The 14,035-nt window shown below is 67.4% G+C and carries 13 protein-coding genes and 1 pseudogene; 5 read left to right on the forward strand and 9 right to left on the reverse strand.

The window, feature by feature from the left end:
• Positions 1–187: 187 nt before the first annotated feature.
• Complete coding sequence (locus G6N59_RS24995) at positions 188–703, forward strand: DUF3145 domain-containing protein (RefSeq protein WP_138229596.1); 516 nt, start codon at positions 188–190, stop codon at positions 701–703.
• Between the two features lie 107 nt (positions 704–810).
• Here the strand turns inward: G6N59_RS24995 and G6N59_RS25000 are convergent, their stop codons facing one another.
• The 4 genes from G6N59_RS25000 to G6N59_RS25015 all read right to left on the reverse strand — a co-directional run bounded on the left by G6N59_RS25000 (position 811) and on the right by G6N59_RS25015 (position 4,594).
• Positions 811–1,251, reverse strand: a complete 441-nt coding sequence (locus G6N59_RS25000) for a DUF4262 domain-containing protein (RefSeq protein ID WP_234884147.1) — start codon at positions 1,249–1,251, stop codon at positions 811–813.
• Between the two features lie 90 nt (positions 1,252–1,341).
• Positions 1,342–2,799 carry a flavin-containing monooxygenase gene (locus G6N59_RS25005; protein WP_138229597.1) on the reverse strand — a complete coding sequence of 486 codons (1,458 nt, stop codon included), beginning with the start codon at positions 2,797–2,799 and terminating at the stop codon, positions 1,342–1,344.
• Positions 2,799–3,713 (reverse strand): patatin-like phospholipase family protein, encoded by a 915-nt coding sequence (locus G6N59_RS25010; protein WP_138229598.1) that lies wholly within the window; start codon positions 3,711–3,713, stop codon positions 2,799–2,801. Before G6N59_RS25010 ends, G6N59_RS25005 begins: the two co-directional genes overlap by 1 nt.
• Positions 3,710–4,594, reverse strand: coding sequence for an SDR family oxidoreductase (locus G6N59_RS25015; protein WP_138229599.1), 885 nt, complete (start codon positions 4,592–4,594; stop codon positions 3,710–3,712). The genes G6N59_RS25010 and G6N59_RS25015 overlap by 4 nt, the downstream gene beginning before the upstream one ends.
• Positions 4,595–4,709: 115 nt before the next feature.
• Here G6N59_RS25015 and G6N59_RS25020 point away from each other — a divergent pair, with 115 nt between their 5' ends.
• Positions 4,710–5,348 (forward strand): TetR/AcrR family transcriptional regulator, encoded by a 639-nt coding sequence (locus G6N59_RS25020; protein WP_170212371.1) that lies wholly within the window; start codon positions 4,710–4,712, stop codon positions 5,346–5,348.
• Between the two features lie 45 nt (positions 5,349–5,393).
• On the opposite strand, the gene G6N59_RS25025 is transcribed toward G6N59_RS25020, so the two are convergent.
• Together G6N59_RS25025 and G6N59_RS25030 are read right to left on the reverse strand one after the other, a co-directional pair.
• Positions 5,394–6,293 (reverse strand): diacylglycerol kinase, encoded by a 900-nt coding sequence (locus G6N59_RS25025; protein ID WP_138229600.1) that lies wholly within the window; start codon positions 6,291–6,293, stop codon positions 5,394–5,396.
• Positions 6,290–7,870, reverse strand: a complete 1,581-nt coding sequence (locus G6N59_RS25030) for an FAD-binding oxidoreductase (protein ID WP_138229694.1) — start codon at positions 7,868–7,870, stop codon at positions 6,290–6,292. The genes G6N59_RS25025 and G6N59_RS25030 overlap by 4 nt, the downstream gene beginning before the upstream one ends.
• A gap of 50 nt (positions 7,871–7,920) precedes the next feature.
• On the opposite strand from G6N59_RS25030, the gene G6N59_RS25035 reads away from it, so the two are divergent.
• Both G6N59_RS25035 and G6N59_RS25040 read left to right on the forward strand, forming a co-directional pair.
• A complete protein-coding gene (locus G6N59_RS25035) occupies positions 7,921–8,505 on the forward strand; it encodes a TetR/AcrR family transcriptional regulator (protein ID WP_138229601.1) in 585 nt (194 codons plus the stop codon).
• Positions 8,502–10,091 carry a glycerol-3-phosphate dehydrogenase/oxidase gene (locus G6N59_RS25040; protein WP_138229602.1) on the forward strand — a complete coding sequence of 530 codons (1,590 nt, stop codon included), beginning with the start codon at positions 8,502–8,504 and terminating at the stop codon, positions 10,089–10,091. Before G6N59_RS25035 ends, G6N59_RS25040 begins: the two co-directional genes overlap by 4 nt.
• Here the strand turns inward: G6N59_RS25040 and G6N59_RS25045 are convergent.
• Positions 10,088–10,963 (reverse strand): annotated as a pseudogene (locus tag G6N59_RS25045) (LysR family transcriptional regulator). The gene G6N59_RS25040 and the pseudogene G6N59_RS25045 overlap by 4 nt on opposite strands.
• 87 nt (positions 10,964–11,050) lie before the next feature.
• Between G6N59_RS25045 and G6N59_RS25050 the strand changes: the two are divergent.
• Positions 11,051–11,800, forward strand: a complete 750-nt coding sequence (locus G6N59_RS25050; RefSeq protein ID WP_138229604.1) for an SDR family oxidoreductase — start codon at positions 11,051–11,053, stop codon at positions 11,798–11,800.
• 8 nt (positions 11,801–11,808) lie between these two features.
• On the opposite strand, the gene G6N59_RS25055 is transcribed toward G6N59_RS25050, so the two are convergent.
• Together G6N59_RS25055 and G6N59_RS25060 are read right to left on the reverse strand one after the other, a co-directional pair.
• Positions 11,809–12,456, reverse strand: coding sequence for a dihydrofolate reductase family protein (locus G6N59_RS25055; RefSeq protein ID WP_138229605.1), 648 nt, complete (start codon positions 12,454–12,456; stop codon positions 11,809–11,811).
• Between the two features lie 126 nt (positions 12,457–12,582).
• Positions 12,583–14,010, reverse strand: coding sequence for an acyl-CoA carboxylase subunit beta (locus G6N59_RS25060; protein ID WP_138229606.1), 1,428 nt, complete (start codon positions 14,008–14,010; stop codon positions 12,583–12,585).
• Positions 14,011–14,035 lie beyond the last annotated feature (25 nt).

Raw genomic sequence — 14,035 nt, forward strand, 5'->3', positions numbered from 1 at the left:
TGCGAGCTGGTGCTCCGCGCGACGGCGGGTTTGTGCTCGATTCTGAGGCTGCCCTGAGAGATTGTGCGACAGACTAGCGCAACAGGTGTCTCACGGGGCACAATAGACACGCACTAAACAACTGCAACATTTCGGCATCACCAGGTCGTTGGGGAAGACGTCCCTCGTGGAGCTGAAGGAGCAGATGATGCGTGCGTCGAACCAACTCGCCGACGCGACGACGGGCGTGGTGTATATCCATGCCTCTCCCGCGGCGGTATGCCCGCACGTGGAGTGGGCACTTTCGTCGACCCTGTCGGCGCGGGCGAACCTCAAGTGGACGCCCCAACCCGCCATGCCCGGTCAGTTGCGTGCCATTACCAACTGGACGGGGCCCGTGGGCACCGGAGCCCAACTTGCCAGCGCCTTGCGCTCGTGGTCGGTGCTGCGCTTCGAGGTGACCGAGGACCCGAGTACCGGTGTCGACGGCCACCGCTGGTGCCACACCCCGACCCTGGGCCTGTGGAGCGGTTCGATGAGCGCCAACGGTGACACCATGGTCGGCGAGCAGCGCCTGCGCACCCTGATGGCTTCCGGCGCCGACACGCTCGCCGCCGAACTCGACACGGTGCTCGGCACCGCCTGGGACGAGGCTCTGGAGCCGTATCGTGGCGGCGGCGCCGAGGTCGGCGAGGTCAGCTGGCTGAACCGGGGCGTCGGCTAGAACTCCGCCGAGCCGGCTTAGGGGCCACCTCCCGCTTGCGGGGGCTCTATTGCACGCGTTGTCTTGATTCTCGGGCACGAGTTGGCCACTCGGCGTTCGGCACCACGTCAAGCGCAATGCCGGTTCGCCCTGATCCCGAACACGGGCTGGCGGGTGCGACCGTGATCGAAGTCGGCATCCCACGGCAGCACCCCGTGCGCGTCAGCCCAGACCAATTGGCGTGCCGAGTAGCCGTATCCCTGGATGGCGCTGGCCATTCCCATATGGGCCGGGGGACAGTCAACTTCGACGATCTCGACGAAGGGCGGACCCTCGGTTGCCAGGTGGACTCCCGGTGGAGGCACCCCATCGACTATCGCCCGCTCCGCGACGTGGTTGAGCAGTTGGGCTGCGGAGGCCGGTACCACGCCAGTGATGAGCAACTCGGGTAGTCCGAATCCGTGTAGCCCGATGGTGTAGGCGAACGATCTGAGACCGTCCTCCACGTATTGAATCGCCCATCCGCGGCGATCGATCTTGCCGCGGATGTAGGCAATCCAGTCGGCCACGGTGGCTTCCGGGTGGTCGCATTTCCAGCACATGGGTGCCCCCTGTCGTCGGTGGTCCCAGGATGCACCTGGGGTACGACACCGTTCGGGTCAGCTGATCCGGTAGTGCTCCACCTCGGGCTCGCCCAGCATCTTCGTCAGCGTCCCGCGGTCGAACGGCCACAGGTCGATGGTGCCGCCCTCGCTGAAGTACCAGGAATTGCAGCCGGTGTTCCACACCGTCGGCTCCATGGCTTCGACCGCCGCGGCATTGAATTCGTCGGTGGCCTGCTCGGTGACCTCGACCTCGTTGATCTCGCCGCGCTCGAACCGCTTGAGCCACTTGACGATGTACCGCGCGGTGAGTTCCGCGGTGTACTGCAGTGAGATGGACCCCGTGGGCGAGTTCGGGCCGAGCACGGTGAACAGATTCGGGAAGCCGGGGATCGCGGTCATCCGGTAGGCGCGAGGGCCTTTGACCCAGGCGTCGTCCAGGGTGACGCCGTCGCGGCCAACCACCTGCATCGGGCGCATGTAATTGTGCGCCTGAAAGCCGGTGGCCAGCACGGCGATATCGATCCTGTGATGTTCACCCGCTGTGGTGCGGATGCCCGTGGGGGTGAACTCGCCGATGCGATCGGTGACCAATTCGGCGTTGGGAGCCGTGATCGCCCGATAGTACGTTCCCGACAGCACTTGACGCTTGCACAGCGGCTGGTAATCCGGGGTGAGCTCGGCGCGCAGCTTCGGGTCGCGGATCTGGGCCCGCAGACTAAGCCTGGCGTACTGCTGCACCAGCTTGCGGCGCCACGTCGGCTTGGTCACGATGTCGACCAGGACGCTCGATCCCCAGAGTGGAATACGTTCGGCGACAACCTGATACAGCTTCGGCATGGCCTGCAGCAGCGCGGTGATGGCGCCCAGCTGCGGCAGCTTCATCGGTGCCCACAGCATCCACTGTGGTGACCGGGCGAAGTGCAGCAGCTTGCCGGCCGTGGGCTGCAGTGCCGAAACCACCTGCACCCCGGTGGATCCGGTGCCGATCACGGCGATGCGCTTGCCCTCGGTCTCGAGTTCGGGTTCCCACCGCGCGGTGTGCACCAGGGAGCCCTCGAAGGTGTCCATGCCCGGGATATCCGGGGTGAAGGGGTGGTGCAGTACGCCGGTGGCACAGATGACGAAATCCGCCGTCAGCGTTTCATCCGCGGTCGTGACGGTCCAGGTGTGGTGGTCCTGGTCGTAGTGCAACGCTGTGACTTCGGTGTTGAGCCGCAGGTGGTCGTCGAGCCCGAACCGCTCGACGACGTCGCGGTGATACTCCTGAATCTCCTTGCCGCCGGCCCAGATATGACTCCAGTCGGGCTTGGGTGCGAAGGCGAACTGGTAGATGTGCGACGGTACGTCACACGTCAGTCCGGGGTAACGGTTCCAGTGCCAGACCCCACCGACGTCCGAACCCTTCTCCAGGATGGTGAAGTTGGTGAACCCGGCTTGTTGGAAGGTGTAGGCCGAGGCGATGCCGGCCACGCCGGCGCCGATGATGACGATGCGCGGATCACGTTTGCTCATCAGGACTCCCAAGCTCGGCGCACCGTGTTCGGTGCGGTGGTCATGGCGGATTCGAAGGCAGCGCGCCGCCGGCTGCGCAGCATGAAGTTGGCACCCAGTCCGGCCAGATCGGCGGCGTCCGGCTGGATCACGACGACTTCGATGCCGCGGGCGCGCGCGGTGGCGATCTCGGCGTCCAGCACCGTGGACATCGGGCGGCGCAGGAGCCGGTGTTCGAGGATGCCGCCCAGACCCGGTGCACGAACGCCGCTTTCGGAGGCCATCGGGGTGATGACGTAGATGAGATCGGCATCGTCATGGCTGATGAGGTCGACCGACGCCGTGGAGGCGGCGCCGCCGTCGACGAACTTGCGACCGCTTATGGTGACCGGGGGCATCCAGCCGGGCACACCCCACGATGCCCGGAGTGCCTCGCCTGCAGTGGCTTTCGGTGCGCCGGGCGCGCCGAAGGCCACCCGCTCGCCGCGCTGGTAGTCGAAGGCCACCATGCGGGCTCCCGGGTGGTCCACCCAACCGGACTGGTTGGCGAATCCGGAGGCCAAGCGCTGCAACCAGTCTGCGTTGGCTCGGCCGGTCGGAGCGATACCGGTGACCGCGGCCAATCCGCTCTGGCTGCGCAACAGTGCGGGGTTCAGCAGTCGGGGTGATGGCAGTGGCGGCAGGCTGGGCGGCGTCGCCTCGATGTGCCGGCTCAGACGCTCGTCGGTGCTGGTGCCGCGGTGCATCGCCACCAGGTCGTCGACGGACGCGCCGCCACCGAGCATCGTGACGATCTCGGCGCCCGCCGAGGTGCCTTGCAACACATCGGCTTCTCGCGGGTCCCAACCCGTCTGCTCCTGCAGCGCGTGGAGGGCCGCGACGATCCACGCACCGCCGACGGTCCCGCCGCAGCCGATGACCAGCGCTCGTTTCACGCCTGCACCTCTGAATCCGGCTCCGCGGCATGCTCTTTCGATTGCCGCTCGATCCGCTCCAGGTAGGCCGACCGGCCGACGGGGTCCATGGCGTCGAGAGCCCGCCGATCGTCGACGATCGACCGCGCCGCACGTTGGACGAATTCCGGGACCAGCGCGTCGACCAATGCCCAGCCGTGCGCCACCCATTCGGGTACCGAGGTACGAGCGGCTTTGGTGCGCAACGTCTTCAACACCGCCTGGGCCACCTCTTCGGGGTCCACCGTCGGCATGCCGCCGCCGAGCTGCACGCCTGAGGAGAGTTCGGTGCGGACCGCTGACGGCAGCACCGCGCATACGGTGACGCCGGTCCCGGCGTATTCGGCCCGCGCCGCCAGCGAGGCGCCGACTGCGGCGAACTTGCTGGCGTTGTAGGTGACCATGCCCGGAACGGGGATCATGCCGGCCATCGACGCGACGTTCACCACGTGGCCGCTGCCGCGAGTGATCATGACGGGGATCACCGCCCGCATGCCGTTCAGCACCCCACGAACGTTGACGTCGAGGATCAGATCGGTCGTGGCCTCGGCTTCGGTCTCGAAAGCACCGAGCGGCATGACGCCGGCGTTGTTCACCAGGACGTCGATGTGGCCGGACTCCTCGAGCACCTGCGCGACGAACTGATCCCACGACTCGCGCCGGGTGACATCGAGCCGCGCGCTGCGACAGCGGGGGATCTTGCGGGCCGTCTGCTCGGCAATGTCGACGTCGACATCGCCGATCCAGACGTTGGCCCCGTGCTGTGAGAAGAGTTCGGCAGTCTTGGCGCCGATACCCCGGGCGCCTCCGGTGACGACGACGATCGCGCCGTCGAGTGGGATTGAGCGTCGTGCTAGCTGCATCGATAGCCTCGAATCTGCTGGTAGAAGCCTTGCTGGCTCATTCGAATACTCACGGTATCCGAATTCTCTCAGTAAAGCCAGTACTCCGGGTATCGCAAACCACTAATATCAACGCATGCCGCGATTGACCAGGGTGCAACGTCAGGAGCAGACGCGCGCCGAGATACTCACCGCGGCGAAGGCGCGGTTTCTCCAGCACGGATATGCGTCGACCAGCCTCGAGGACATCGCGGACGACGCCGGTTACAGCAAGGGCGCGGTGTATTCGAACTTCGGCAGCAAGCCGATCCTGTGCCGGGAGGTGCTCGAGGCCATCCACCGCGAGAAATTCTCCGAGATGTCCGAGCTGGCGATGTCGGATGCCGATGTGCCGAGCCGCGTCGAGGCGGTGAACGCCTGGCTGGAACGGACCGCCGGTGACGTCGGCTGGACGATGCTCGAACTCGAATTCGTGGTGCTGTCGCGAAACGATCCCGAGCTGGGGCAGATGATCACGGATCTGCGCAACGAAGCAGCCCAGATGGTCGTCGAGGTATTGCGTTCGCTGTCAGACGATCTGGGACTTGCCGAAGAACAATTGGTTGCGCTCGGCGTGATGGACAGCTTGGAAGACATCGGCAACCTGTTTCTCAGTGCCGGCATCGGACTGGGCATCCAACGCGCCATCGATCCGACTCTGCCGGCGCGGCCGGTCACCGGTGCCATCACCCGGTTGATGAATCTGCTTGCCCTCCTTGCGGCTACGCAAGACTGAACGTCAGAACCCTCGGCCTCGAGCTGCCGGGCCACCGGTCCCGAGCTACGGAACCAGGACCCGCAGTGCCCCCGGTGCCGCAGATACCGTCACCGGCAGCGGGCACATGAATTCGCCGTCGGCATAAGCATTTATCCCGGGACAGTCGATGGTGATGGTGCGCGCGCGGACCGTCTTGACCTCGTCGCGGTTGACGTGGGTGCCTTTGAACACGGTGGGGAACAACCGGATCAACTTCGTCCGGGACGCCGAGGCGGCCATCGTCACGTCCAGCAGTCCGTCGTGCCGATCGGCGCCCGGGCAGATCAGCATGCCGCCGCCGTAGCTTCGGGTGTTGCCGAACGCGGCGAACGTCAGCTGTGTTTCGTCCACCGGCCCGCCGTCGAAACTCACGCGGAAGGGCAGCAGGCGCAGCTGTGACAGCTCGGCGAGCATCGCCATGTTGTAGCGCATTCGCCCGCGCGGCCACGTCATCCGATTCGCGCGGTCGGTGACCAGTGAGTCGAAGCCGGCGGCCATCACCGTGCCGAACCACATGACGGTGCCGTCTGCGGCCTCGATGCGCCCGAGGTCGATGGTCTCGGTGCGTCCGGCGGCAACGATGTCGGCGGCCGCCTCCGGATCGTCCCGCGAAATGCCGAACTCGCGGGCATGGTCGTTGCCGGTACCGGCCGGGATGATCCCCAGCGGCACATCGGTCTGCGCAAGCGCCTGCAGCGCAAGGGAAATCATGCCGTCGCCGCCGGCGATCACCACCGCATCGGTGCCGTGCTCCAGCGCTTCGTCGAGCAAGCGGCGCGCGTGGGCAGCGTCGGAACCGATGAGCTCGACGACGTCGACGCCGCGGCGCTGCAGCCGCACCACGGCGCGTTGGGCCGCCGCGGAGCCCCGTCCCTGACCGGATGCCGGGTTGGTCAGGAGCGTGACTCGCCGGGGTGTGCTCATGGGATCAGCTTGCCCGGGTTGAGGATTCCGCCCGGATCGAGCACCTTCTTCACGGCGCGCAGGACCTCGACGCCCAGCTCGCCCACCTCGGCCGTCATCCACGGCTTGTGATCGGCGCCGACCGCGTGGTGGTGCGTGATGGTGGCACCGCAGCGCACCATCGCCTCGGACGCAGCGGTTTTCGCCGCCCGCCACTGCTCTATGGGGTTGCCACGCTGGCCTGCCACGACGGTGAAGTACAGCGAGGCGCCGGTGGGGTAGACGTGCGAGATGTGGCACATCACCAAAGCCGGTGTGCCGGTTTCCTGTAGCGACGTGGTCAGCGCCTCGGTGACGGCCGCCTTCAGCGCCGGCACGTTGGACCACGTCGTCGCGGTTTCCAGGGTCTCGCACAAGGCGCCGGCTGTCAGCAGCGAGTCACGCAGGTACGGCGCACCGAACCGGCCGTGCTGCCATGCGCGCGCCGGGGCCTCGCCGAGTGATGTGCCGCCCTGGGCGGCCAGCAGCGCACGGGTTTCGTCGTGACGGCTTTCGGTATGTGCGGCAGAGCCTTCGAACAGCGTGATCGCCAGGCAGCCACCGGTGATGGTCTGTTCGCCGATGCTCTCGGTGGTGGCCAGGTTGATGCCGGTCTCGACCTCGTCGGACAGCCGGATGACCGTCGGGCCGGTGCCGGTCTGCACGACCGCACGCAAAGCTGCTGCGCCCGTGGCGAAGTCGGGGAAGGACCAGGCCTCGTAGCGGGTGGTCTCGGGTACCGGATGCACGCGGACCCGGACCCGGGTGATCACGCCGAAGGTGCCCTCCGAACCGACGATCAGCTGGCGCAGGTCGGGACCGGCGGCCGATGCCGGGGCCCGGCCCAGGTCCAGCACGCCGGCCGGGGTGACGACGGTCAGGCCGCGCACCATGTCGTCGAACCGGCTGTAGCCGGCGGAGTTCTGCCCTGACGACCGCGTTGCGGCGAACCCGCCGATGGTGGCGAATTCGAAGCTCTGCGGGAAGTGTCCGAGGGAAAAGCCTTCCGCACCAAGGAGTTCCTCGGCCTGCGGGCCGGTGACGCCGGCCTCGAGCTCGGCTTCGCCGGACTCCTTGTCGAGGGAGACCAGCCGGTCCAGGCGGCGCAGGTCGAGCGACACAACGGCATTGAAGCCGTCACGGACCGGGTCGAGGCCGCCGACGACGCTGGTGCCGCCGCCGAACGGGACGACCGCGATACGGTGCTCGGTGCAGTACCGCAGAATCTGGGCGACCTCGTCGTCGGTGCCGGGCAACAGGACGGCGTCCGGCGCATCCTGCTCGCCGGTATCTTTGCGGCGCAACAGATCCAGTGTCGACTTGCCGCCCGCCCGCAGCAGGCGGTCGTGATCGTCGGTGCGGCAGAACTCATCGCCGACGATGCCGGCCAGTGCGGCCCGGTCGGCGTCGGTCAGGGTGGAGGGGCGCAACGTGACCTGATCGGCCTCGAGTTCGTCGGCCGGCGTGGCGTCGATGCCGAGGGCCGCGGTCAGCAGGCCGCGGATGCCGTCGGACAGGGGCTTGGCTGCAGCGGGGTCACCCCAGGCGTTCCACTTCATCGGCGGTTCGAGGTGGTCACGTGTTGCGCTCATGCGTTACAGTATTACATATGATGTCAATCAGTAACGATGAAGCTCGGGATTCCATGGATGCCCGAATCATCGACGCTGCGGCCGATTGCGTGATCGCCTTCGGGGTGGATCGGGTGACGTTGGCCGAGATCGCGCGGCGGGCCGGGGTCAGCCGGCCGACGGTCTACCGGCGCTGGCCCGACACCCAGGCGATCCTTGCGACGCTGCTGACGGCACGAATCACCAACTCGCTCAACGAAGTCACCGTCAGCGGCACTGACCGCGAGGCGATTGTCAAGCGGATGGTCGGGATGGCGGAGCGGCTGCGCGACGACGAGGTCATCATGTCCGTGCTGAGCAGCGCGCCTGCTCTGGCGATGGTCTACATCGCCCAGCGAATGGGTACCAGCCAGCAGATTCTGCTGGAAGTGCTCGCCGGTGCACTGGCCACAGCGCAAGCCGATGGCAGCGTCCGCCCTGGTGACCCCAAGCAACTCGCCGCCATGTGCCTGCTGATCGTCCAGTCGGCCATCCAGTCCGCGCAGATGGTCGCGCCCGTCCTCGACGTCGCCGCGCTGGACATCGAACTCGCTCACTCGCTGAACGGATACCTGAAGCCATGAACAGCACCCCTGATACGGCCCGCCGCAGTGCTCCTGATGCGGCCCGCCGCAGTGCTCCTGATGCGGCCCGCCGCAGTGCCCTCACCGCGGCCCGCCGGACCACGGAACTGACGGCCTTGGCCGACGGCGACGCGGTCGACATCGTCGTCATCGGCGGCGGTATCACCGGGGTGGGTATCGCCCTGGACGCCGCCAGCCGCGGGCTGTCGACCGTCCTGGTGGAGAAACACGACCTGGCCTTCGGGACGAGCCGGTGGAGTTCGAAACTCGTGCACGGCGGTCTGCGCTACCTGGCCACCGGCAACGTCGGCATCGCCCGGCGCAGCGCCATCGAACGCGGCATCCTGATGAGTCGCAACGCCCCGCATCTCGTCCACGCCATGCCGCAGCTGGTGCCGCTGCTACCCGAGATGAACCGGGCCTCAAGGGCTTTGGTGCGCACCGGTTTCATCGCGGGCGACGGCCTGCGCCGGCTGGCCGGCACCTCGGCATCGGTCCTCCCGTGTTCGGGCCGCGTCAGCGCCGCCCGGGCCGCCGAATTGGTGCCCGCCGTCCGGCGCGGCGGACTAGACGGTGCGTTGCTCGCCTACGACGGTCAGCTGATCGATGATGCCCGTCTGGTCACCGCCGTGGCGCGGACCGCGGCCCAGCACGGCGCCCGCATCCTCACCCGCGTGGCCGCGTCCGACGCCACCGGCACCTCGGTTCGGCTGACCGATCAATTCACCGGGGAGTCCTTCGACCTGACAGCTCGTGCGGTGATCAACGCCGCCGGCGTGTGGGCCGGCGAGCTCGACGGCGCGATCAAGCTGCGGCCCAGCCGGGGCACCCACCTGGTGTTCGACGCCGCGGCGTTCGGCAATCCGACTGCGGCCCTGACGGTTCCGATCCCTGGCGCGCTCAACCGGTTCATCTTCGCCATGCCCGAACAGCTCGGCCGCGTCTACCTCGGCCTCACCGACGAGGACGCACCCGGCCCTATTCCCGATGTGCCGCAACCGACTCCGGCGGAGGTCAAGTTCCTGCTGGACACCGTGAACACCGCATTGGCCACGACGCTCGGTCCCGACGACGTGCGCGGGGCCTACGCCGGGCTGCGCCCGCTGATCGATACCGGCGAAGGCAGCACCGCCGACGTGTCCCGCGATCACGCGGTGGTCGAATCGGACAACGGCGTGCTCAGCGTCATCGGCGGCAAGCTCACCGAATACCGGTACATGGCAGAGGATGTGCTGAATCGAGCGGTGGCGCAACGGGGTCTGGCGGCGGGGGAGTGCCGCACCCGAAACCTGCCGCTGGTCGGGGCTCCGGAGAACCCGGTATCGGCCGACCAGGTTGCGGCATTGCCGGAGTCGTTGGTGGCGCGCTACGGTGCGGAGGCGTCGAACGTGTTCGCCGCTGCCACGTGTGACCGTCCCGCCGAACCGGTGGCCGACGGAATCGACGTCACCCGAGCGGAATTCGAATACGCCGTGACCCACGAAGGTGCGCTCACCGCCGACGACATCCTGGATCGTCGCACGCGGATCGGATTGGTGGCAGCAGACCGCGAGCGCGCCGCGGCCGTCGCGGCGGAGCTCATTTAGCCGCGGGCAACCAGCAGGTCGCGGATGGCCGAGTGGGTGTGCCGCTGCCATAGCGCTTGCGCGGGCACCAACAGCGAAGGAAGTAGATCGAGGACGACCACCCGGCCGTCCAGCATCCGGCCGGCGGGGTGGGTCACGAACGCTGCTGACCCGGTGGTCAACGGGGCCACCACGGTGGCCGCACCCTGCACTCGGCTGACGACGTAGTCCGGTTCGAAACCCGCACGCCGGCAGGCTCCCAGTAAGAGGTCGCTGTAGTACGACGATCCGGGCGGCGCCCACAGGGTGATCAGTTCGCCGGCCAGATCGGCGATATCGACGACGGGCTGCTGAGCCAAGCGGTGATCGGTACGCACGGCGACTCGAACCGGGTGATAGCCGATGACAGCGGTCGCGAGTTCATCACTGGAACCACGCCACGGCGTAGTGCGAGCTGTATCGATCCGTCGAGGATTGCGGGTGATAGCTGATCGGGAAACATCTGGCGGAAGGTGAACGACTGGCCGGGAAAGGCATCGATCGCCGGCTCCAGTAATTCGTAGACCTCGACGCTGCTCAGCGCCGGTGTATGGCCGACGACGTAGGCCTTGCTTGTGGCGGTTGCGGTTCGCTGCACGTGGTCGGCGACGGTATGTGCGGCCGCGAGCAGGGCCGGCCCTCTTGACGCAGTTGCGCGCCCGCCGTCGTCATCGTGATCCTGCGACCGTCACGTTTGAAAGCGTTACGCCCAGCTCCTTTTCGAGCTGGCGGATGGAACTGCTCAGGGCCTGCTGACTGAGATGCAGCTGATCCGCGGCGCGGGTGAATCCGCCGGCATCGGCAACCGCGAGAAAGTGCTGCAGCCGGCGCAGGTCGGGGTACGGCCTGGTCATGCGTCCACCCTATCCACAAGTATTGCTTGTGGATAGAGAGAAAATTTGCGTTTCTACTTGTGTCTCACCGCGGCTAGCGTGGACGTCATGAGCAATCTCGAGGGGAAGTCAGCAATCGTCGCCGCCGGAGCCAAGAACCTGGGCGGCCTGATCAGCACCACGCTCGGCGCGCGGGGCGTCAACGTCGCGGTGCACTACAACAGCGCGGCCACCGAGGCCGACGCCGACCGGACCATCGCGGCGATCGAGTCCTCCGGTGCCAAGGCCATCAAGGTTCAGGGCGACCTGACCGTACCGGGCCACGTGGACAAGCTGTTCGATGCGGCAGTCGGAGCTTTCGGCGGCGTGGACATCGCCATCAACACCGTTGGCAAGGTGCTACGCAAGCCGATCGTGGAAACCACTGAGGCCGAATATGATTCGATGTTCGACATCAACGCCAAGGCGGCGTACTTCTTCCTGCAGCAGGCTGGGCGCCGGCTCAACGACGGCGGGTCGGTGATCTCCATCGTGACCTCTCTGCTCGCCGCGTTCACCGACGGGTACAGCACCTACGCCGGGGCGAAGAGCCCCGTCGAGCACTTCACGCGGGCTGCGGCCAAGGAGTTCGCAGCACGGGGGATCAGCGTCAACAACGTCGGCCCCGGGCCCATGGACACGCCGTTCTTCTACGGTCAGGAAACCCCCGAGCGGGTGGTGTTTCACAAGTCGCAGGCCATGGGGAACCGGCTGACCCTCATCGAGGACATCGTCCCGCTGGTGGTGTTCCTCGCCGACGAGGGCCATTGGGTGACCGGCCAGACCATCTTCGCCAACGGCGGCTACACCACGCGGTAGCGGAGAACTCAGCGGCGCCAGAACAGGTGGTGGACGACGCCGCTGGGACTGGGCACCACGTCGCAGTGGTAGCGGTCGAGCAGCTCGTCGGGGGACTCCCACAGTCGTGAGCCCTCGCCGAGCGTCACGCTGGGCGAGACCGCCACGTGCATGGTGTCGATGAGGCCGGCGTCGAGGAATGCCCGGACGGTCTTGGCGCCGCCGCCGATGCGAATGTCCTTGCCCTGCGCGGCTTCTCGGGCCTGCGCCAGCACCTCGGCCGGAGCGGCGTCGACGAAATGAAATGTGGTGTCGGACAAGGTGAACGACGGCCGCAGGTGGTGCGTCATCACGAAGACCGGGGTGTGGAAGGGCGGGTTGTCGCCCCACCAGCCCTGCCAGTCGAGGCGGGCCGGCCCGCGATACGGGCTGAACTTGTTGGCGCCCATGATCTCTGCGCCGATGTTGTTGGCGAAATCGCGCACCAGGTAGTCGTCGAGACCGCGGCTGCCGCCCGGATCGGTGCGGTTGGGCCAGCTGGCGGTGGCGCCGGCCCACGAGCCGACCATCACCGCCGGATCGGCGTGGCCGAACGGCCGCTCGAAGCTCTGGCCCGCCCCGGCGCCGAAGCCGTCGGCTGACACGCAGAAGTTCTGTACTTTCACCAGCTGGGTCACGGTTGCTCTCCTCTGTTGGGTTCAGAGGATAGACCCGCAGCGCCGTCGAAACTCATCGCCCGGCGAGTGCAAATGGTCCCCGACACGCTGTGGTGTCGGGGACCATCTGCGTCTGGTCGCGGGGGATTACAGCGCGATGTTCTTGTGGCGACCGCGGCGGGCCGGGGCCTCGGCGAGGGCCTGGGTGATCTTCGACCGGGTGTGGGCCGGGTCGATCTTCTCGTCGACCACGCCGATCTCGATGGCCGAGTCGACACCACCTGCGATGCGCTCGTGCTCAAGGGCCAGCTCTTCATGCAGGGCCTCGCGCTCGGCAGCGTCCTCGACAGCGGCCAGCTTGCGCTTGTGCAGGATGCCGACGGCGGCCTTGGCGCCCATGACGGCGACCTCGGCGTCCGGCCAGGCGAACACCTTCGACGCGCCGAGCGAGCGCGAGTTCATGGCGATGTACGCACCGCCGTAGATCTTGCGGGTCACCAGCGTGACGCGGGGGACCTCGGCTTCACCGAACGCGTGCAGCAGCTTGGCGCCGCGACGCACCACGCCGCCCCATTCCTGGTCGACACCGGGCAGGTAGCCGGGCACGTCGACCAGGACGACCAGCGGGATGCCGAAGGCGTCGCACAGGCGCACGAAACGTGCTGCCTTCTCGGCGCTTTCGGAGTTCAGGCAGCCGCCCAGACGCAGCGGGTTGTTGGCGATGATGCCGACAGAGCGACCGGCGAGACGGCCCAGGCCGACCACGATGGACGGCGCCCACTTGGCTTGGAACTCTTCGAACGGGACGCCCGCGTCGAGCAGAGCCTCGACGATCGGGTGCACGTCATAGGCCCGCCGCGCCGACTCGGGCATGAGGGCGCGGATGTCGGTGTCGCCGGCCTCGGCTTTGGTGCGGTCGAAATGACCCTGCTGGCAGAACAATCCGACCAGGCGACGGCCGCGCTCGTAGCAGTCGAGTTCGTCGTCGGCGACGATGTGGCACACGCCGGACTTCTTGTGGTGGGTGTCGGGGCCACCGAGCGAGACCATGTCGACATCCTCACCGGTGACGCTGCGGACGACGTCCGGGCCCGTGACGAAGACGCGGCCCTCGGGGGCCATGACGATGACGTCGGTCAGCGCGGGGCCGTAGGCGGCACCACCGGCGGCGAAGCCGACGACCAGCGAGATCTGGGGGATGTAGCCCGAGGCCCGGATCATGGCCTCGAAGACCTGGCCGACGGCGTGCAGCGCACGCACGCCCTCTGCCAGGCGGGCGCCACCGGAGTGCCAGATGCCCACGATGGGGGCCTGCTCGTCGATCGCGGTGTCGTAGGCGCGGACGATGTGCGCACAACCGTCGACGCCCATGGCGCCACCCATGACGGTGCCGTCGGTGGCGAACGCGATGGTGTGCACGCCGTTGACGGTGCCGGCGGCGGCCAGCACGCCCGATTTGTCGCGCTCGTGCAGCGGCTTGACGCTGCCCGGGTCGAAGAAGGTCTGCAGGCGCAGCAGCGGGTCGCGGGGATCAAGTGATTCGGCGGCCGTCGCCTCGGGTGCCAGGGTCGTCATTTTCTAATCTCCTTGATGTCGCATC

This window comes from Mycolicibacterium aubagnense (assembly GCF_010730955.1).
GTDB classification, from domain to species: Bacteria; Actinomycetota; Actinomycetes; order Mycobacteriales; family Mycobacteriaceae; genus Mycobacterium; species Mycobacterium aubagnense.